The organism is Streptococcus oralis subsp. oralis (assembly GCF_002096445.1).
GTDB classification, from domain to species: Bacteria; Bacillota; Bacilli; order Lactobacillales; family Streptococcaceae; genus Streptococcus; species Streptococcus oralis_N.
Genome location: NZ_NCUK01000013.1, coordinates 835271 through 853811 on the forward strand (window position 1 = coordinate 835271; position 18541 = coordinate 853811).

Sequence of the window (18541 nt, forward strand, 5' to 3'; positions counted from 1 at the left end):
AAAGCATGTATGAATAAACCAGTTATTGGGATTACAGGAAATGAAAAAGCTCATCCAGATGATGACATCATGATGAGCTATGCTGCAAAAGGCTTTGTTGAAGGAGTCAGGGACGCTGGCGGAATTCCAATCATCCTACCAATTGGTGATCAAGAAATGGCTGCCTATTACATCAGTATCATTGATAAGCTCATCCTAACGGGTGGGCAAAACGTTGATCCAAAATACTATGGTGAACCAAAGGCTATTGATAGTGATGACTATCACCTTCAAAGAGATATTTTTGAACTAGCACTTATCAAAGAAGCGATTAAGCAAAAGAAGCCAATTTTCTCTGTTTGTCGGGGTACTCAACTTTTCAATGTCGCCATGGGAGGCACGCTTCACCAAGATATCGAGGATCATTGGCAGGACTGTTCAGCCGAATACACGACCCAACGCCTCGTAACGGAACCTGATACCATTCTCCGTGAAATCTATGGAGAAATCTCTCACATCAACTCCTTCCACCACCAGAGCATTAAAGATCTAGCTTCAAATCTTAAGGTTGTAGCACATGATCCTAAAGATGGAATCATTGAGGCTGTGACAACTACGGACGGCTTCCCTTATCTTGGTGTCCAATGGCATCCTGAATTTCTCTTTGAAAACCGCCCCAAAGATAAAACGCTATTTGACTATGTTGTTAACGAACTCTAAATCAGATCCGTCTTTTCACGGTAACTAAAGTAGTCAGAATGCGAGACAATCAGATGATCCAGAAATACCAGTCCCATTAGTTCACAGGCTTCCTTGACTAACTTGGTTACATGATCATCATTTCGGCTAGGTGCTACTGCGCCTGATGGATGATTGTGGACTAAAATAACAGAAGTCGCCATATGCTTGATGGCATAGTGAAGGATTTCCCTAGGTTCAGCAATGCTGCGTGTCGCAGATCCGATAAAAATAGTTTGCTGATGAATGATTTGATTTTGAGTATTGAGATAGAGCGCCACTAGGTGCTCTTGTTTTTTGTCGCCAAGTTCCTGTTGCATTTTCGTGGCTAGCTTTTGACTACTGAGAATACTTTCCATCTCAAGGGTTTCATGTTTGTGAATACGATGTCCCAGTTCAATCACTGCTTGTAGTTCAATGGCTTTTATTCGCCCTATACCAGACAGACTCTGCAATTCCTGCAGGGTCATTTTTTTCAAATCGGTTAGACTGTTAAGACTATTCAAGACTTTTTGGGCAATTTCAAAGACATTTGCCTGACGCGTTCCCGTTCTGAGCAGAATAGCTAGTAATTCTTGATTGCTCAGAGCCTCTACTCCTTCTTTAACTAGTCTTTCTCTAGGTAAGAGTGAATCTTCTTGAAATGAAATACTGTACATAAAAATCCTCCTCACTTTATTATTCGTGAGGAGGATGAAAAATTAGATTTTTTTCTCAATTGGGGCAACGCTGGCTAAGAGTTTTTTCAGACCGACTTCTGGGAAATTGATTTTCAATTCCTGAGTATCACCGCTACCTGAAACTTCAAGGACCGTTCCCTCTCCCCATTTCTTGTGAAGTGCTATATCTCCAATAGACCAACTTGTATCAGTCGAATCTTTTTTATTTCCGGACGCAAACTGTCCAAATGGGAGACTACTTGACTGGATAGAGCTTGGTGCAGCATTGCGTTTCCGTTCTTGAAGGGCCTGAGCTAAGCTCATACCTTGACCAAAAGCAATCCCACCACTGCTATAAGAAGCCTTAAAGCTAGTATTCGCTGGTCGAGCCAAGCCTTGATACTCAAGCAAGTCCGAACTGATTTCATTGATAAAACGAGTTGGACGATTGTAGTTGGTACGCCCAAAAAGCAAGCGAGAGTTAGCATTGGTCAGATAAAGGATCTTTTCTGCGCGTGTAATACCGACATAGGCCAAACGGCGTTCTTCTTCCAGTTCATCAGGATCCTCAGCTGCACGGCTAAGTGGAAAGACATTTTCCTCCATCCCAATGATAAAGACAACTGGGAACTCAAGTCCCTTAGCTGCGTGCAAGGTCATCAAGGTCACTTCCGATGTTTCCTGACTACCAGAGTCCGTATCCGCAATCAGGGCAAGGTCATTCAAGAAACGACTGAGTTTGTCCAAACCTGTTTCCTCTTCTTGACTATCAGGATTGTCGTCAAAATTCTTGGTAACAGATAGAAATTCCTCGATATTTTCAACCCGAGCCTTGCTTTCTAAGGTCGCTTGGGCATTGAGAATATCGATATAACCTGTTTTTTCTAGAACAGCCTCAACCAGCTCGGTGATAGTTAATTGATCCAGTTTTTCTCGCAAATCCAAAATCATATTGGCAAAGTCCCAAATTGACTGTGCTGCCTTCCCCTTGATTCCTGATAACATGATATTGGCTGAAGCATCCAGCATAGACATGTCTTGCATATTAGCAAAGCCGCGAATTTTCTCAACGGTTCCTGGGCCAATTCCGCGTTTAGGCTCGTTGATAATGCGCTCAAAACTGATATTGTCACTCAGATTGGCAATGAGATTGAGGTAGGCGATAATGTCACGGATTTCCTTACGGCTGTAGAACTTAGTCCCTCCAACCATAGTATAAGGAATATTGGACTTGAGCAGGGCTTCCTCAATAGTACGGGATTGTGCATTAGTCCGATAAAGAACTGCAAAATCCTTGTGGAGGAAGTTTTGACTACGACCAAGTTCATCGATGGTTTTGGCTACAAAAACAGCCTCGTCTTGTTCGTCATTTGCTCGATAATAAACGATTTGCTCCCCATCAGCATTCTGGGTCCAGAGATTCTTGGGGCGGCGATTTTGATTGTTTTTGATGACGTCATTGGCTGCTTGGAGAATGGTTTTGGTTGAACGGTAATTTTCCTCTAGCAAAACTACCTTGGCTTGAGGATAATCTTTCTCGAAATCCAAGATATTCTGCATATCAGCCCCACGCCAACCATAGATAGATTGGTCTGCATCACCGACCACGCAGATGTTTTTAAAGCGTGAAGCCAAGAGTTTGACCAATTGATACTGGGCATGGTTGGTATCTTGGTACTCATCAACATGAATGTACTGGAACTTCTGCTGATAGTAGGTCAAGACATCAGGATTTTGATCAAAGAGACGCAGGGTCAGCATAATCAAATCATCAAAGTCAACGGACTCAGACTGACGAAGCTCCTTTTGATAAGCTGTATAACACTGAGCTACGATTTGCGTATACATATCACCAGCTTGAGCAGCATAAGCCACATCATCAATTAGGTCATTCTTAGCATTGGAAATGGTTCCCAAAATAGTCCGTTCATTCCATTTTTTAGGATCCAAGTTTAATTGCTTGAGAATGCGTTTCATGAGGGTTCGCTGTTCACCAGGATCCACAATAGTAAAATTCCGGTTGTAGCCAATATGATCCGCATCACGACGTAGAATACGAACACACATGGAGTGAAAGGTCGCAATCAGACAGTCCTGAGTAGCTGGATTGAGGCCATAGGCACGCTCCTTCATCTCACGCGCCGCCTTATTGGTAAAGGTAATGGCCAAGATATTCCAAGGATTGACCATCTTTTCATCAATCAAGTAGGCGATTCTGTGAGTCAAAACTCGAGTCTTTCCAGAACCAGCACCAGCCATGATTAACAAGGGTCCTTCTGTCGTTTGCACCGCCTCTGTCTGACGGTCATTCATTCCATTCAATAATGCGTTCATTTTCTCTTCCTTACTCTTGAAGTCAATGTTTCTATTATATCAGAAATCAGAGAAAATATCTTTAGCTAGACTGATTGCTTGTAGAAGACACTTCTCTCATCAGCTGAAGACAACTCCCATATCTAGACAAGAAAATGAGCCTGGAAAGCTTTTCCAAACTCATTTTAATTCAATTACAATATACTAGAACAAGCCTAGAACAGTTCCATCACTTTCCACATCCATATTAAGAGCGGCTGGACGTTTTGGAAGGCCTGGCATGGTCATGACATCACCAGTTAGGGCAACGATGAAGCCTGCACCTAATTTTGGTACCAATTCACGGATGGTAATTTCAAAGTTTTCTGGAGCTCCAAGTGCATTTGGATTATCAGAGAAACTGTACTGAGTTTTAGCCATACAGATTGGCAATTTATCCCAACCATTTTGAACGATTTGAGCGATTTGTGTTTGAGCTTTCTTCTCAAAGTTGACTTTTGTACCGCGATAGATTTCAGTAACAATCTTTTCAATCTTTTCTTGGACAGAAAGGTCATTGTCATAAAGACGAGTATAGTTGGCTGGATTTTCAGAGATTGTCTTGACAAGTGTTTCGGCAAGTGTTACACCACCTTCTGCGCCATCAGCCCAGACACTAGCCAATTCTACTGGTACATCGATTGAGGTACAAAGTTCCTTCAAGGCTGCGATTTCAGCCTCTGTATCAGAAACAAATTCATTGATAGCTACAACTGCTGGAATACCGAACTTACGGATGTTCTCAACGTGGCGTTTCAAGTTAGCAAAACCTGAACGAACTGCTTCTACATTTTCCTCTGTCAAAGCGTCCTTAGCTACGCCACCATTCATCTTAAGGGCACGAAGGGTTGCGACGATGACAACTGCATCTGGAGATGTTGGCAAGTTTGGCGTCTTGATGTCAAGGAATTTCTCAGCACCAAGGTCTGCCCCAAAACCAGCTTCAGTAACAGTATAATCAGCCAAGCGAAGGGCTGTGCTTGTTGCCAAAACAGAGTTACATCCGTGAGCGATATTGGCAAATGGACCACCATGTACAAAGGCAGGTGTACCGTAAATTGTCTGAACCAAGTTCGGTTTGATAGCATCTTTCAAAATCAATGCTAAAGCTCCCTCAACCTGTAAATTACCAACAGTAACTGGTGTACGGTCATAGCGATAGCCAATAACGATGCTAGCCAAGCGCTTTTTCAAATCTTCAATATCAGTCGCCAAGCAAAGAATGGCCATAATTTCAGAAGCGACGGTAATATCGAAACCATCCTCACGTGGAATACCGTTTAGAGGACCACCAAGTCCAACGGTCACATGACGAAGGGCACGGTCATTCAAGTCCACAACACGTTTCCAGAGGATACGACGTTGGTCAATACCCAACTCATTCCCTTGGTGTAAGTGATTGTCAATCAAGGCTGAAAGAGCATTGTTGGCTGTTGTAATGGCATGCATATCCCCGGTAAAGTGAAGGTTGATGTCCTCCATTGGCAACACTTGGGCATAACCACCACCGGCTGCACCACCCTTAATCCCCATTACTGGGCCAAGAGACGGTTCGCGAATAGCAATCATAGTTTTCTTGCCAATCTTGTTCAAGGCGTCTGCCAGACCAATGGTAATAGTTGATTTCCCTTCACCTGCAGGTGTTGGATTGATGGCAGTAACCAAGATCAATTTACCAACTGGATTGCTCTCAACTGCACGAATTTTGTCAAAGCTGAGCTTAGCCTTGTACTTTCCATACAATTCCAAATCATCGTAAGAAATGCCCAATTTCTCAACAACATCCACGATTGGTTTTAACTCAATACTCTGTGCGATTTCAATATCTGTTTTCATTCAAAACTCCTCTAACCTCTAATGTGATAATTCATTATAACACAAAACAAGATTTTTAACATCCATAAACTCTCTAAACGTTCGTAAATATCCTGAATTTCAAGATTTTTAGGGCTCTTTTAAAAATTTTATATGGCTTTATAGTTATAAACTATAGTGTAGCTTTGTTTTAGCAAAATTTTATCGCTTTCATTTTACTTACTGTTTATTTTTGTGTACAATAGTGCTATGAAAATTTTAGTCACATCGGGCGGTACCAGTGAAGCTATCGATAGTGTCCGCTCTATTACTAACCATTCTACAGGTCGTTTAGGAAAAATCATCACAGAAACCTTGCTTGCTGCAGGGCATGAAGTTTGTTTGATAACGACAAAACGAGCTCTTAAGCCAGAAGCTCATCCCAACCTAAGCATTCGAGAAATTGACAATACCAACGACCTTCTAGTTGTGATGCAAGAACTTGTTAAGGAATATCGGGTCTTAATCCACTCAATGGCTGTGTCTGACTACACACCTGTTTATATGACGGGACTTGAGGAAGTTCAGGCTAGCTCTAATTTAGAAGAATTTTTAAGCAAGCAGAATCATCAAGCGAAGATTTCTTCAACTGATGAGGTTCAGGTCTTATTCCTGAAAAAAACACCCAAAATCATCTCTTTGGTCAAAGAATGGAACCCTGCCATTCATCTGATTGGTTTCAAACTATTGGTTGATGTCTCTGAGGATTATCTCATTAAGATCGCACGAAAGAGTCTTATCAAGAACCAAGCAGACTTGATCATTGCAAATGACCTGACTCAAATTTCAGCAAACCAGCATCAAGCAATCTTTGTTGAGAAAGAGGAACTCCAAACCGTTCAAACCAAAGAGGAAATCGCAAACCTCCTCCTTAAAAAAATTCAAGCATACGATTCATAGAAAGGAAAGCCATGGCAAATATTCTCATCGCAGTGACAGGTTCCATTGCCTCCTATAAAGCAGCTGATCTAGTCAGTTCCTTGAAGAAACAGGGCCATCAGGTCACTGTCTTAATGACTGAGGCAGCGAGAGAGTTTATCCAACCGTTGACACTACAGATCCTCTCTCAAAATCCTGTCCACCTTGATGTCATGAAGGAACCTTATCCTGATCAAGTCAATCATATCGAACTAGGCAAAAGAACTGACCTTTTTATTGTAGCCCCAGCTACTGCTAATACCATCGCAAAGTTAGCCCATGGATTTGCGGACAACATGGTGACAAGTACAGCACTTGCCCTGCCAGACCACGTCAAAAAGTTAGTCGCACCAGCCATGAATACAAAGATGTATGACCATCCGGCAACTCAGGCTAACCTAAAAACATTAGAGACCTATGGTTATCAGATTATCTCTCCAAAAGAATCTCTACTAGCCTGTGGCGATCACGGCAAAGGCGCCCTAGCTGACCTGAATACTATATTAGAAAGAATAAAGGAAACCCTCGATGAACAAACGCTCTAACATTGCCCCAATTGCTATCTTTTTTGCAGTTATGCTCGTTATCCACTTTTTGAGCTCTCTCCTATTTAATCTTTTCCCATTTCCAATTAAACCAACTATCGTTCATATTCCAGTAATCATTGCTAGTATCATTTACGGCCCACGAGTTGGTGTTACACTTGGTTTCTTGATGGGACTGCTAAGCTTAACGGTAAACACGATTACCATCCTTCCAACCAGCTACCTCTTTTCTCCATTCGTACCGAACGGAAACATCTATTCTGCGATTATCGCTATTGTCCCTCGCATTTTGATCGGTCTGACACCTTACTTGGTCTATAAACTGATGAAAAATAAAACTGGGCTAATCCTAGCTGGTGCCCTTGGTTCCCTTACCAACACCGTCTTTGTCCTTGGGGGAATCTTCTTCCTTTTTGGAAATGTCTTCGACGGCAATATCCAAAAACTCCTAGCAACCGTTATTTCTACAAACTCAATCGCTGAATTGATTATCTCAGCTATCCTAACTGTAGCGATTGTCCCACGTCTCGAAACTCTGAAGAAATAAAAAAACAACTCCACTTTCGTCCTGAAGGTGGAGTTTAGCATTTAAAACATGAGAAACATCAATAGAATGTGAAAGCCAAAGCGCAGGAGATGATACGAAAGAGGGGTAGGTTGCTGGCTTTTCTGACTATCCAAATATAGGGTTAGAGATAGTAAAACCAAACCAAATGCAATCACCAATCTGACGAAATAAGCAATTTCGAGTATTGCTGCCATCAAAAGAAAACCTAATAAAGGAAGGCTAAAAAGTGAAACAGCCAAGCTACTTGCTAATAGAGAGAGTAGCGAAAGGACTAATAAACTATAAACTAGGAAACGAGTCCAACCTGAGACTACTTTCCCTTCACTTTTCTGTTTTGACATCATCACGATTACCACTATTAGGTAAACAAAAAGTATCATCACATTTTCTCCTCGTTTCCTATTATTCTTTACCACATTTTAACCAAATTTTCCTGAAAAATCAATAATACTTCTTGACTTGATTGGTGATTTATTGTACTATACTTGTGTATATACAGATAAATGGAGGTTCTTATGGATATACGGAAAAAAACGCAGTTTATGACTATGACTGCCCTACTCACTGCAATAGCGATTTTGATTCCAATCATTATGCCTTTTAAAATCGTTATCCCACCGGCTTCTTACACCTTGGGAAGTCATATCCCCATCTTTATCGCCATGTTTCTTTCGCCTTTGATGGCTGCTTTTGTGATTATTGCTTCTAGTCTTGGTTTTCTGATGGCAGGCTACCCTATGGTTATTGTCCTACGTGCCTTCTCTCACATTGTTTTTGGTACTTTGGGGGCTTTGTACTTAAAAAAATTCCCTGAAATCTTGGATAAACCAAAGGCATCTTGGATTTTTAACTTTGTTTTGGGTGTTGTTCATGCTATCGCTGAAGTAATAGCTTGTATCATCTTTTATGCTACTTCAGGGACAAATGTTGAAAATATGTTTTATGTTCTCTTTGTCCTAGTTGGTTTTGGCACAATCGTCCATAGTATGGTAGACTATACATTAGCACTAGCTGTCTATAAAGTGCTTCGAAAACGTCGCTAAAAGGAAAAACTATGACAAAGGATCGCAAACAAGCTCTTCTCAAACTGTTAAAAGAGACGCCAAAAGCTCTCAATGGTCAAACCTTGGCTGAACACTTCCATGTTACGCGTCAGGTCATTGTACAGGACATCGCTATTCTCCGAGCAGATGGAGCTCCTATCCTATCCACCAATCGTGGTTATATCTACAAAGAAAATGATGCCAGCCCCTACGTCCACAAACTCTTTAAAGTAAAACATGAACTGGAAGAAATCGGTCAGGAACTACTAGCCATTGTAGACAATGGTGGACGCGTTCAAAATATCTTAATCGATCATCCCGTTTATGGCGAAATTGAAACCCTACTCAAACTCACCTGCCGCCGAGATGTCCAGCACTTTCTGGAACAAGTCGAGAATTCAGACTTTAGACCCCTTTCTGAATTGACAGACGGCATCCATTACCACCTTGTTGAAGCAGAAACACAACAAGACCTCCACTATATCGAGGAGGCCTTGGATCAGTTGGGTTATTTGGTAAAAGATTAGAAAATTTCTTTCTCCCAGCCGTCCTCTGTACGGTGGCGATAGAAGAACTCTGACTTGTCAGGTGCTTCCATCATTTCCATCAAAGGCAACATATCATAGGCCAGTTCCAAATTTGGAATCTGGTCTTTTTGCACCCAAGATACTTCTCCTTCCTCTGAGGATTGGAGACTTCCAGTAAACTCTGTCGCCTTATAACAAACAACGATGTAGCGCCCACCTGTATCTAAGGGCCAGTTTTTAATGCCGACTAGTTGAGGATTCTGAATGGTCAGGCCAGTTTCTTCGTATATTTCACGAATGACAGACTCGGCAAAGGCCTCGCCATTCTCAACATGACCTCCTGGAAAGGCATAGCCAGACCAGCGATTGTTTTCAGGAGAGCGGTATTGCATGACTACTCGCTTATTTTCTAGATCTTCGATTAGACAGATGTTGGTTAAAATAGTTGCTTGGGCACGGGACATAGATTTGCTCGCTTTCTAAGTTATTAAAATGTATCTTCGTTATATTCTACTTCTGACTTCATGATAAAGGGATTGATCAATTCATGATGTTCATAAGTAGTACGGGCCAAAAAACCTCTAGCAATGATGATTTCCTTATCTTGTATGCGATAGTCTATATTGATAGGGATGGCTGGATCCGAGATAACTGATAAAACAAAGAATGCTGCAAACCAAAGGTAAAATGTCACCAATCCACTAAATATTTGAAAAATAAGGTGATACCATTTAGCATCTCTTGTTCTATAAAAGATTATCCAGGGATGGATTAGGAAGGTCAAACAAAGAATGAAAAACCAACTATTCCACAAAATCGGCGTAAAAGATAGTCCAAAAACCAACAACACCAAATGAAGAACCACAAAGATCAGCAAAGCCAAATAGAGTGTCTTAAACGAAATTAACTTACTTAGATTTTCTTTTGTCATGATTATTCCTCTTTTTGTCCTTATATTTCAAAATGACCATTAATATCGCTGGAATGAAGAAAAAGATTAGATAGGTAGCAATTGGAAGCCAGATGTAGCGATAATCGATAGATAATAGGGAAGGAATTTTTTTAACATTTCTCCCTTTCACCCCAACAATTAAGTGGAGGAGAAAAATAGGTCCGTTTATGAATAGAAAAGTTTTTAAAAATCCTTGTACTGAAGCCTTATTGCTAAAACCATCTCTAAAAATACCTTGATAGAGTGTGTGAACCAAAAAGACAAAATTCATAATAATTGGCAAGACATAGGACAGTTCTTGATATGGTTTCGGGATAAGTGACGTCCCGAACAACACATACATGATACCAAAAATAGATAATAATATTATACCACCATCCATAAAAGAAGCAATCTTTGAATGTCTTTCCATCCACAATTGGACGTGAGCTATCAAAGAATACTTTTTCTGGATTTTTCTCATTTGTCTGTTCTGTTGTTTGATCTTCTTTGGTTTCTTAATCTTTCGTTCCATTTACGCCTCCTTCTTCTCTTTTCTATCTGTATAATCAAAAGCAAAATGCCCAGCCCCAAGAAAAAGAAAAATAGATAACTTACAATAGGAACCCAGACATAGGCTGGATCCATAGAAATTATGGGAGGGAAATTCGTTGACTTACGACGTCCTAGCCAATTCAGACCTACCAAGAGATGAAAGGGAAAAAGAAGACCATTGAACCCAATAAATCCCCATGAAAAGTAACGCCATTTCTGAAGTTTATCACTACTAAAACGAAAGACAAGGAAATAGGTTGATAAGATCAGAAGGATAAGATTGAAGCTTAAGGGGGAAAGATAGTTCATGTTCGGTAATGGATAACTAATGTAAGAGGCGGCAAGAAATGATACAAACATAGATCCAAATAATACACTCGTATCCAAAAGTTGACCAATCCTTCTGTGCCTTTCCAGCCAAAGAAAAATCCTCTTAGTCCAAGAAGGCTTTTCTTTTGTCTTGTACTTCATTTGCCTACTCATCTTCATTTTCATCTACTCCTTTTTTTGAGCCTTTAGAGAGAAAGAAGATTGCCAAAGTTAACATCAAGACTAGAAGGTAGATGACAATAGGAAACCAGATATAGGATGACTCCAGTGAAAACAAAGGTGACAGAACGACTCTTCCTCTTTTTCTCACACCAATCAGTTGAAAAATGAAGCTAAGGATATTGATATAAATAAAGGGTTCACAAAATCTTTTAAGAGTCCTTTCTTTTTCAGTTTTCACTGACAAAAAGAGAGCATAGAACCTATTACCCAAGATAAAAAGATTCAATTGCAAGGGAAATAAGAGTTCTCTGTACCGAAAATCAGCTGGAATGCTTTTGTTCTGTGATGTTGTGAATTCTATAACTAGGAACAAGATGATGTAAAAGACAATATCAAGCAAAAATTTGAAAAATCGATGCCCTTGTAACCAAAAACGTACTGAATCTAAGCCTGATGACTTCTTATAATTCTTCTCTTTCAAATTCATAATAACTTCTTTCCATTTAAAAATATATTCTAAAACATGATTGTTTGTTCATTGCGTATTTTGAAAACAAAATCGCAATTCTACCAGTATTTAACTCTCAGATTTCGATGATTTCTTACGTACCATACTAATTTCAGTGATAGGTTTTCCAAGGTCAAGTATTTTTTCTTGCCCATCAAAAGTAAAACCCATTTTTTGATAGAAAGCAATGGCTCGCTTATTCTCTTTTAATACCCATAAAAATATTTCAGAGAACTGTTCAAGAGTCGTCAGAGCTTCCTTCATTAACTTCTGAGCAATACCTTTTCCGTAATAGTCTTTTAAAACATATAAGGCAATAATTTCACCAGCTCGAATAGTCTCATCACGAAAGTTTCCATAACTGATAAAACCAACTACTTTCATACCATCTATCGCAATCAATGTATTTTTAGGATATTTTTGACTAAAGAATCGACATCTTTCTAATGTCATCGTCTCCTGAAATTCTGCAGGTAAAAGATCATCATAAGCCTCTCTCCACGTTTGCCAATGAACGAAGGATTTACCTTCTATCTCTTCAGGAGTTTCCATTTGTTTGATAGTTAGGTTCATTTATTTTACTCCATTCTTCTCTCAGAATACCATATTTAATACTATCAAAATATTTGCCTTGGTAATAACGAACTTTTGGAATATGAGCTTCTTTTTTCATTCTTAATTTTTCAGCAAGTTTTACCATACCAAGATTTCCTGACCAAGTTGTCAAACCAAGATGCTCCAACACCAAGTAATCCTTAAATGTCCGATCTATCCATTGTAGCATAGCAGCTTTTCCAATGCCAGAGTTCCAAAATTTGTTATCATAAATACAAATCCCCAATTCCATCCATCTTGTTTGTTTACATACCCAGTAGCGCGAAACAGTCCCAACAAGTTTATCATCAACAAAAATACCAAGGCGATTTGAGTTGTTTAGAGTAGATTCTGATTTTTGTAGTTTAAATTCTTGAAAATTAGGAAAATGCTGATAATCGTCATAATAGGGAGCATCATACTGCTTCCAAATTGGATTAGATTGTGAATAAGCAATTTCCCACAAAGACACCAAATCTTCTTCATTTAGTTTTCTTAAATAAACCATACTTTTTCCTAATCCAACGCCTTGACTTCATCAGCTACTTTTTGTAGATATTTTTGTCTTGTAGAATTTGTATTTACCTCACGCCCTAACTCACCCAAAATTGAAACTTTCTTTGTTTTGATACCGCAATGATTCAGGACAGCATTCTTTAATACTGATATTCCATAACTGTCTGGAATACTGATAGAACCTGAAAATACTTTGTACCACCATGTTGGTGCCATTGATGTTGCGTAAATACTGGCTGTTTTTCCTTTTAGTAACTTTTTAAACTGCTGACCCCTTAAGTAGTTCCAAATAAAACTTCCTTGATTATTGGCAGAGTACGCAATTCCTGGCGTGAAAACACGATCAATCCACCCCTTCAATAAACTAGGCATACTACTCCACCAAATTGGATAAACAAAAATGAAATGATCTGCCCACTGAATTAATTCCTGAGAGCGAAGTATGAAGGAGTCCTCTTCCATCCGTTTTCGATAACCATAACGTAATACGGGATCAAAATCTATCTCATTTAGGTTAATAGATTCAAGCTCATGATGATTTGAGTCAATATTTTCTACAATCTTTTGAAAAATTTCTTGACAGAAACTGCCCTTGTCAGGATGTCCATTGATGACTAAAATTTTCATTCGTTTTCTCCTTCACTAATCTAACGCCTTCACTTCCAACATCATATCACGTATCTGAGCTGCCAGTTCAAAATCAAGTACTTCGACGGCTTCTTGCATTTGTTTTTCGAGTTTTTTGACGAGTTCTTTGCGCTCTTGTTTGTTGAGGCTATTGATATCGACTTCCTTGTCCTCTTCCTTAGCAACTGCCTTGGTTACGGCGATTAGATCACGGATTTCTTTCTTAATGGTTTGAGGTACGATACCATGCTCTTCATTATAAGCCATCTGTATTTTCCGACGGCGGGCCGTTTCATCGATAGCACGTTGCATAGACTGGGTCATCGTATCCGCATACATGATGACATGCCCTTCGCTATTACGAGCAGCACGGCCAATAGTCTGGATTAGTCCACGTTCGTTACGAAGGAAACCTTCCTTATCAGCATCGAGAATGGCAACCAAGCTTACCTCAGGAACGTCAATCCCTTCGCGGAGCAGGTTGATTCCGACCAAAACATCAAAAACACCCAAGCGTAGGTCGCGGATAATCTCTGTCCGTTCCAAGGTCTTGATATCCGAGTGCATATACTTGACCTTGATGCCCATTTCTTTGAAGTAGTCGGTCAAGTCTTCTGCCATCTTCTTGGTCAAGGTTGTGATAAAGGTACGCTCATTCTTTTCAACACGGGCATTGATTTCACCTAGGAGGTCATCAATTTGTCCCATAGTTGGACGGACTTCCACTTCGGGGTCCAAAAGACCTGTCGGACGAATGATTTGCTCAATTACTGTCTCGGTCTGTTCATTTTCATAGTCACCAGGTGTCGCTGAAACGTATACAATCTGATGAACGTGACTCTCAAACTCCTCCCGACGGAGAGGGCGATTGTCCAAGGCGGACGGCAAACGGAAACCATAATTAACTAGCATTTCCTTACGCGAACGGTCTCCATTGTACATTCCCTTGATTTGCCCCATGGTCATGTGACTTTCATCAATCATGATCAAGAAATCATCTGGGAAAAAGTCGAGAAGCGTATAAGGAGGCTCTCCTTCGCTACGACCATCCATGTGACGAGAGTAGTTCTCAACCCCATTTGTATAACCCATCTCACGTAGCATCTCAATATCATACTCTGTGCGCTGTTTCAAACGCTGGGCTTCTAGCAGTTTGCCTTCCTTCTCAAAGACAGCTAACTGCTCTTCTAATTCTGCTTGAATTTTCGTAATCGCAACTTCCATGTGGTCGTCATTGGTCACAAAGTGAGTGGCAGGGAAAATCGCCAAATGATCCACTTCACCCAATACCTGACCTGTCAAAGCCTCAACCTCACGGATACGGTCAATCTCATCACCGAAAAACTCTACTCGAAAAGCGTGTTCATCACGAGAAGCTGGGAAAATCTCCACCACATCCCCGCGAACGCGAAATCTTCCCCGTTGGAAATCAATATCATTGCGTTCAAACTGAATATCAACCAAGTCATTCAAGAGTTTATCACGAGAAATCTCCAGACCTGGACGAAGACTAACAACACTATCAGAATATTCCTTGGGCGAACCCAAACCATAGATACAAGAGACAGAAGCTACGACGATGACATCGTTACGCTCCAGAAGAGCTGAAGTCGCTGAGTGTCGAAGCTTGTCAATCTCATCATTGACCGAGCTATCCTTCTCAATATAGGTATCGCTCGAAGGGACATAGGCCTCTGGTTGATAATAATCATAGTAGGATACGAAGTACTCGACTGCATTTTCAGGGAAAAATTCCTTGAACTCTCCATAGAGCTGCCCAGCTAGCGTTTTGTTATGGGCAATGACCAAAGTTGGTTTATTGACTTTGGAAATGACCTGACTCATGGTATAGGTCTTCCCTGTACCCGTCGCCCCCATCAAAATTTGGGCCTTCTCTCCACCTTCGATATTGTCAACCAACTGCTCAATCGCTTGGGGTTGATCTCCTGAAGGTTGGTATTTTGATACTAGTTTAAATTTATTATCTGTAATTCTATTAATCATGATTGCCTCATCTGCATTTTTCTATCCTTCTATTTTACCATAAATTTACTTTTCAGACTCTACTCTAGGTTGATAAGAGTGAGTATTTCATGTTACATTTCCTTACATAAAATCCATAAAATTTGCCTTTTCATTCATTTTCTGATATAATGGGAAAATATTCGGAAAAGGAGACTAAAAATGAAGAAAAAAATACTAGCATGTTTGCTCATTTTATTTCCCATTTTCTCACTAGGTATGGCAAAAGCTGATACTGTTAAGATTGTGTCTGATACAGCTTACGCACCTTTTGAGTTTAAAGATTCAGATCAAACCTATAAAGGGATTGATGTTGATATTATCAATAAAGTCGCAGAAATCAAAGGATGGAACATCCAAATGTCTTATCCTGGCTTTGATGCAGCTGTAAATGCAGTGCAGTCAGGTCAAGCAGATGCTATTATGGCAGGTATGACAAAAACAAAAGAACGTGAAAATGTCTTTACCATGTCTGATACTTATTATGATACAAAAGTTGTCATTGCTACCACAAAGGCAAATAAAATCACCAAATATGAGGAACTTAGCGGGAAAACAGTTGGAGTTAAGAACGGAACTGCCGCTCAACGTTTCCTCGAAAGTATCAAAGATAAATACGGTTTTTCTATTAAAACCTTTGATACAGGTGATTTGATGAATAACAGTCTAAGTGCTGGTGCTGTAAATGCCATCATGGATGATAAACCTGTTATTGAGTATGCGATTAACCAAGGACAAGATCTCAGCATCAATATGGATGGTGAGGCTGTTGGAAGCTTTGCCTTTGGTGTCAAGAAAGGGAGCAAGTATGAACACTTGGTTACCGAGTTTAACGAAGCCCTAGCACAAATGAAGAAGGATGGTAGCTTGGAGCAAATCATCCAAAAATGGACAGCTTCTACAACTACGGCAACCCCGACGACAACTACTGCTGCTGGACAAAAAGCTACTCCAGTGAAAAGCAAGTACATTATTGCCAGTGACTCATCTTTCGCCCCATTCGTTTTTCAAAATTCAAGCAATCAATACACCGGTATTGATATGGACCTCATCAAGGCCATTGCCAAAGATCAAGGTTTTGAAATTGAAATTACCAACCCAGGATTTGAAGCAGCTATCAGCGCTGTTCAAGCGGGGCAAGCAGATGGTATCATCGCTGGAATGTCTATTACGGATGCTCGTAAAGCTACCTTTGACTTCTCAGATTCCTACTACACTGCTAATACCATTCTCGGTGTAAAAGAATCAAGCACAATTGCTTCTTATGAAGACCTCAAGGATAAAACAGTTGGTGTGAAAAACGGGACGGCTTCTCAAACATTTCTTACGGAGAACCAAAGCAAATACGGTTACAAGATTAAAACTTTTGCAGATGGTGCATCAATGTATGACAGCCTCAACACTGGAGCTATTGATGCCGTGATGGATGATGAGCCTGTTCTCAAATATTCTATCAGCCAAGGTCAAAAATTGAAAACACCGATAGCTGGTACTCCAATCGGTGAAACAGCCTTTGCGGTTAAAAAAGGAACAAACCCAGAATTGATCCAGATGTTCAATAACGGACTTGCGAACCTCAAAGCTAACGGTGAATTCCAAAAGATTCTTGACAAGTATCTAGCTAGCGAAACTTCAACTGACTCTACAAGTACGGTTGACGAAACAACTATCTGGGGCTTGCTTCAAAACAACTACAAACAACTTCTTAGTGGACTTGGAATCACTCTTGCCTTAGCACTTATTTCATTTGCAATTGCCATTGTCATCGGTATTATCTTTGGTATGTTTAGCGTTAGCCCATACAAATCTCTTCGTCTGATTTCTGAGATTTTCGTTGACGTTATTCGAGGTATTCCCTTGATGATTCTTGCTGCCTTCATCTTCTGGGGAATTCCAAACTTCATCGAGTCGATTACAGGCCATCAAAGTCCAATTAATGACTTTGTAGCTGGTACTATCGCCCTCTCACTTAATGCGGCAGCTTATATCGCTGAAATTGTTCGTGGTGGTATCCAAGCTGTTCCAGTTGGGCAAATGGAAGCCAGCCGCAGTCTTGGTATCTCTTATGGAAAAACCATGCGTAAGATTATCTTGCCACAAGCAACTAAATTGATGTTGCCAAACTTTGTCAACCAATTCGTTATCGCTCTTAAAGATACAACCATCGTGTCTGCTATCGGTTTGGTTGAACTTTTCCAAACTGGTAAGATCATCATTGCCCGTAACTACCAAAGTTTCAAGATGTATGCAATCCTTGCTATCTTCTATCTTGTAATTATCACGCTTTTGACTAGACTAGCGAAACGCTTAGAAAAGAGGATTCGTTAATGGCAAAACTAAAAATTGATGTAAATGATTTGCATAAGTATTATGGAAAAAACGAAGTTTTAAAAGGTATTACGACTAAATTCTATGAAGGAGATGTTGTCTGTATCATCGGACCTTCTGGTTCTGGTAAATCCACTTTCCTCCGTAGCCTTAACCTCCTCGAGGAGGTAACGAGTGGCCACATCACAGTGAATGGCTATGATTTGACTGAAAAATCAACCAATGTCGACCATGTTCGCGAAAACGTGGGAATGGTCTTCCAACATTTCAACCTCTTCCCTCACATGTCCGTCCTAGAAAATATCACTTTTGCACCTATTGAGCACAAACGGATGACCAAAGAAGAAGCTGAAAAATTGGGGATGGAGTTGCTTGAAAAGGTTGGACTAGCAGATAAAGCTAATGCCAACCCGGATAGTCTTTCAGGTGGTCAGAAACAGCGTGTAGCCATCGCTCGTGGACTTGCCATGAATCCTGATATCATGCTCTTTGATGAACCAACTTCCGCTCTTGACCCTGAAATGGTCGGAGATGTACTGAATGTTATGAAGGAATTAGCAGAGCAAGGCATGACCATGATCATCGTAACCCACGAGATGGGATTTGCTCGTCAAGTGGCCAACCGTGTTATCTTTACGGCTGATGGTGAATTCCTAGAAGATGGGACGCCAGATCAAATCTTTGACAACCCGCAACACCCTCGTCTAAAAGAGTTCTTGGACAAGGTCTTAAACGTATAAAACGAAAGTGTAAGGTTCTCCTTACACTTTTTTAATTGCGTATTG

General features: G+C 40.3%; 20 protein-coding genes. 8 read left to right on the forward strand and 12 right to left on the reverse strand.

The annotated features are described in order from the left end of the window. The first annotated feature begins 9 nt into the window (after positions 1-9). Positions 10-699 carry a gamma-glutamyl-gamma-aminobutyrate hydrolase family protein gene (locus tag B7721_RS07430; protein ID WP_084878336.1) on the forward strand — a complete coding sequence of 230 codons (690 nt, stop codon included), beginning with the start codon at positions 10-12 and terminating at the stop codon, positions 697-699. Here the strand turns inward: B7721_RS07430 and radC are convergent. The 3 genes from radC to B7721_RS07445 form a co-directional block, all read right to left on the reverse strand. Beyond that, complete coding sequence (gene radC, locus B7721_RS07435) at positions 696-1376, reverse strand: RadC family protein (RefSeq protein WP_084878338.1); 681 nt, start codon at positions 1374-1376, stop codon at positions 696-698. The genes B7721_RS07430 and radC overlap by 4 nt on opposite strands. A gap of 42 nt (positions 1377-1418) precedes the next feature. Next, positions 1419-3710, reverse strand: coding sequence for a DNA helicase PcrA (gene pcrA, locus B7721_RS07440; protein WP_084878339.1), 2292 nt, complete (start codon positions 3708-3710; stop codon positions 1419-1421). 183 nt (positions 3711-3893) lie between these two features. Continuing rightward, positions 3894-5564 (reverse strand): formate--tetrahydrofolate ligase, encoded by a 1671-nt coding sequence (locus tag B7721_RS07445; protein ID WP_084878341.1) that lies wholly within the window; start codon positions 5562-5564, stop codon positions 3894-3896. Between the two features lie 228 nt (positions 5565-5792). Between B7721_RS07445 and coaB the strand changes: the two genes are divergently transcribed. Genes coaB through B7721_RS07460 form a run of 3 tightly spaced genes read left to right on the forward strand, consistent with a single transcriptional unit; the run spans position 5793 to position 7592 of the window. Then, positions 5793-6482, forward strand: a complete 690-nt coding sequence (coaB, locus tag B7721_RS07450; RefSeq protein ID WP_084878343.1) for a phosphopantothenate--cysteine ligase — start codon at positions 5793-5795, stop codon at positions 6480-6482. A gap of 11 nt (positions 6483-6493) precedes the next feature. Continuing rightward, positions 6494-7045, forward strand: a complete 552-nt coding sequence (gene coaC, locus B7721_RS07455) for a phosphopantothenoylcysteine decarboxylase (protein ID WP_084878345.1) — start codon at positions 6494-6496, stop codon at positions 7043-7045. Beyond that, on the forward strand, positions 7029-7592 hold the full coding sequence (locus B7721_RS07460; protein WP_001042718.1) for an ECF transporter S component: 564 nt from the start codon (positions 7029-7031) through the stop codon (positions 7590-7592). The genes coaC and B7721_RS07460 overlap by 17 nt, the downstream gene beginning before the upstream one ends. 41 nt (positions 7593-7633) lie before the next feature. Here the strand turns inward: B7721_RS07460 and B7721_RS07465 are convergent, their stop codons facing one another. Continuing rightward, positions 7634-7993, reverse strand: coding sequence for a hypothetical protein (locus tag B7721_RS07465; RefSeq protein WP_049490647.1), 360 nt, complete (start codon positions 7991-7993; stop codon positions 7634-7636). 135 nt (positions 7994-8128) lie between these two features. Between B7721_RS07465 and B7721_RS07470 the strand changes: the two genes are divergently transcribed. Both B7721_RS07470 and B7721_RS07475 read left to right on the forward strand, forming a co-directional pair. After that, positions 8129-8656: an ECF transporter S component gene (locus B7721_RS07470; protein ID WP_084878347.1), complete on the forward strand. Its 528-nt coding sequence runs from the start codon at positions 8129-8131 to the stop codon at positions 8654-8656. Between the two features lie 11 nt (positions 8657-8667). Then, positions 8668-9183, forward strand: coding sequence for a transcription repressor NadR (locus tag B7721_RS07475; protein ID WP_084878349.1), 516 nt, complete (start codon positions 8668-8670; stop codon positions 9181-9183). Here B7721_RS07475 and B7721_RS07480 read toward each other — a convergent pair. The 8 genes from B7721_RS07480 to uvrB all read right to left on the reverse strand — a co-directional run bounded on the left by B7721_RS07480 (position 9180) and on the right by uvrB (position 15410). Next, entirely contained in the window at positions 9180-9647 is a 468-nt protein-coding gene (locus tag B7721_RS07480; RefSeq protein ID WP_071851053.1) for an 8-oxo-dGTP diphosphatase, read from the reverse strand. The genes B7721_RS07475 and B7721_RS07480 overlap by 4 nt on opposite strands. 23 nt (positions 9648-9670) lie before the next feature. Next, positions 9671-10114 carry a hypothetical protein gene (locus B7721_RS07485; protein ID WP_084878350.1) on the reverse strand — a complete coding sequence of 148 codons (444 nt, stop codon included), beginning with the start codon at positions 10112-10114 and terminating at the stop codon, positions 9671-9673. Continuing rightward, a complete protein-coding gene (locus B7721_RS07490) occupies positions 10092-10649 on the reverse strand; it encodes a hypothetical protein (protein ID WP_084878352.1) in 558 nt (185 codons plus the stop codon). The genes B7721_RS07485 and B7721_RS07490 overlap by 23 nt, the downstream gene beginning before the upstream one ends. A gap of 495 nt (positions 10650-11144) precedes the next feature. Next, positions 11145-11648: a hypothetical protein gene (locus B7721_RS07500; RefSeq protein WP_084878354.1), complete on the reverse strand. Its 504-nt coding sequence runs from the start codon at positions 11646-11648 to the stop codon at positions 11145-11147. 90 nt (positions 11649-11738) lie between these two features. Beyond that, entirely contained in the window at positions 11739-12242 is a 504-nt protein-coding gene (locus B7721_RS07505) for a GNAT family N-acetyltransferase (RefSeq protein ID WP_084878356.1), read from the reverse strand. Further along, positions 12208-12771 (reverse strand): GNAT family N-acetyltransferase, encoded by a 564-nt coding sequence (locus B7721_RS07510; protein ID WP_000262764.1) that lies wholly within the window; start codon positions 12769-12771, stop codon positions 12208-12210. Before B7721_RS07510 ends, B7721_RS07505 begins: the two co-directional genes overlap by 35 nt. Positions 12772-12779: 8 nt before the next feature. Further along, positions 12780-13406 carry an NAD(P)H-dependent oxidoreductase gene (locus B7721_RS07515; protein ID WP_084878357.1) on the reverse strand — a complete coding sequence of 209 codons (627 nt, stop codon included), beginning with the start codon at positions 13404-13406 and terminating at the stop codon, positions 12780-12782. 15 nt (positions 13407-13421) lie between these two features. Further along, the gene (uvrB, locus tag B7721_RS07520; protein WP_084878359.1) at positions 13422-15410 is read right to left on the reverse strand and encodes an excinuclease ABC subunit UvrB; all 1989 of its coding nucleotides are present in this window, start codon (positions 15408-15410) and stop codon (positions 13422-13424) included. Positions 15411-15590: 180 nt separating this feature from the next. On the opposite strand from uvrB, the gene B7721_RS07525 reads away from it, so the two are divergent. Beyond that, the gene (locus B7721_RS07525) at positions 15591-17756 is read left to right on the forward strand and encodes an ABC transporter substrate-binding protein/permease (RefSeq protein ID WP_084878361.1); all 2166 of its coding nucleotides are present in this window, start codon (positions 15591-15593) and stop codon (positions 17754-17756) included. Continuing rightward, entirely contained in the window at positions 17756-18496 is a 741-nt protein-coding gene (locus tag B7721_RS07530; protein ID WP_001096337.1) for an amino acid ABC transporter ATP-binding protein, read from the forward strand. Before B7721_RS07525 ends, B7721_RS07530 begins: the two co-directional genes overlap by 1 nt. Positions 18497-18541: the final 45 nt, after the last annotated feature.

Coding starts and splice junctions, on each gene's coding strand:
- B7721_RS07430 (WP_084878336.1), top strand. CDS start 10: ATGAATAAACCAGTTATTGGGATTACAGGAAATGAAAAAGCTCATCCA.
- radC (WP_084878338.1), bottom strand. CDS start 1,376: ATGTACAGTATTTCATTTCAAGAAGATTCACTCTTACCTAGAGAAAGA.
- pcrA (WP_084878339.1), bottom strand. CDS start 3,710: ATGAACGCATTATTGAATGGAATGAATGACCGTCAGACAGAGGCGGTG.
- B7721_RS07445 (WP_084878341.1), bottom strand. CDS start 5,564: ATGAAAACAGATATTGAAATCGCACAGAGTATTGAGTTAAAACCAATC.
- coaB (WP_084878343.1), top strand. CDS start 5,793: ATGAAAATTTTAGTCACATCGGGCGGTACCAGTGAAGCTATCGATAGT.
- coaC (WP_084878345.1), top strand. CDS start 6,494: ATGGCAAATATTCTCATCGCAGTGACAGGTTCCATTGCCTCCTATAAA.
- B7721_RS07460 (WP_001042718.1), top strand. CDS start 7,029: ATGAACAAACGCTCTAACATTGCCCCAATTGCTATCTTTTTTGCAGTT.
- B7721_RS07465 (WP_049490647.1), bottom strand. CDS start 7,993: ATGATACTTTTTGTTTACCTAATAGTGGTAATCGTGATGATGTCAAAA.
- B7721_RS07470 (WP_084878347.1), top strand. CDS start 8,129: ATGGATATACGGAAAAAAACGCAGTTTATGACTATGACTGCCCTACTC.
- B7721_RS07475 (WP_084878349.1), top strand. CDS start 8,668: ATGACAAAGGATCGCAAACAAGCTCTTCTCAAACTGTTAAAAGAGACG.
- B7721_RS07480 (WP_071851053.1), bottom strand. CDS start 9,647: ATGTCCCGTGCCCAAGCAACTATTTTAACCAACATCTGTCTAATCGAA.
- B7721_RS07485 (WP_084878350.1), bottom strand. CDS start 10,114: ATGACAAAAGAAAATCTAAGTAAGTTAATTTCGTTTAAGACACTCTAT.
- B7721_RS07490 (WP_084878352.1), bottom strand. CDS start 10,649: ATGGAACGAAAGATTAAGAAACCAAAGAAGATCAAACAACAGAACAGA.
- B7721_RS07500 (WP_084878354.1), bottom strand. CDS start 11,648: ATGAATTTGAAAGAGAAGAATTATAAGAAGTCATCAGGCTTAGATTCA.
- B7721_RS07505 (WP_084878356.1), bottom strand. CDS start 12,242: ATGAACCTAACTATCAAACAAATGGAAACTCCTGAAGAGATAGAAGGT.
- B7721_RS07510 (WP_000262764.1), bottom strand. CDS start 12,771: ATGGTTTATTTAAGAAAACTAAATGAAGAAGATTTGGTGTCTTTGTGG.
- B7721_RS07515 (WP_084878357.1), bottom strand. CDS start 13,406: ATGAAAATTTTAGTCATCAATGGACATCCTGACAAGGGCAGTTTCTGT.
- uvrB (WP_084878359.1), bottom strand. CDS start 15,410: ATGATTAATAGAATTACAGATAATAAATTTAAACTAGTATCAAAATAC.
- B7721_RS07525 (WP_084878361.1), top strand. CDS start 15,591: ATGAAGAAAAAAATACTAGCATGTTTGCTCATTTTATTTCCCATTTTC.
- B7721_RS07530 (WP_001096337.1), top strand. CDS start 17,756: ATGGCAAAACTAAAAATTGATGTAAATGATTTGCATAAGTATTATGGA.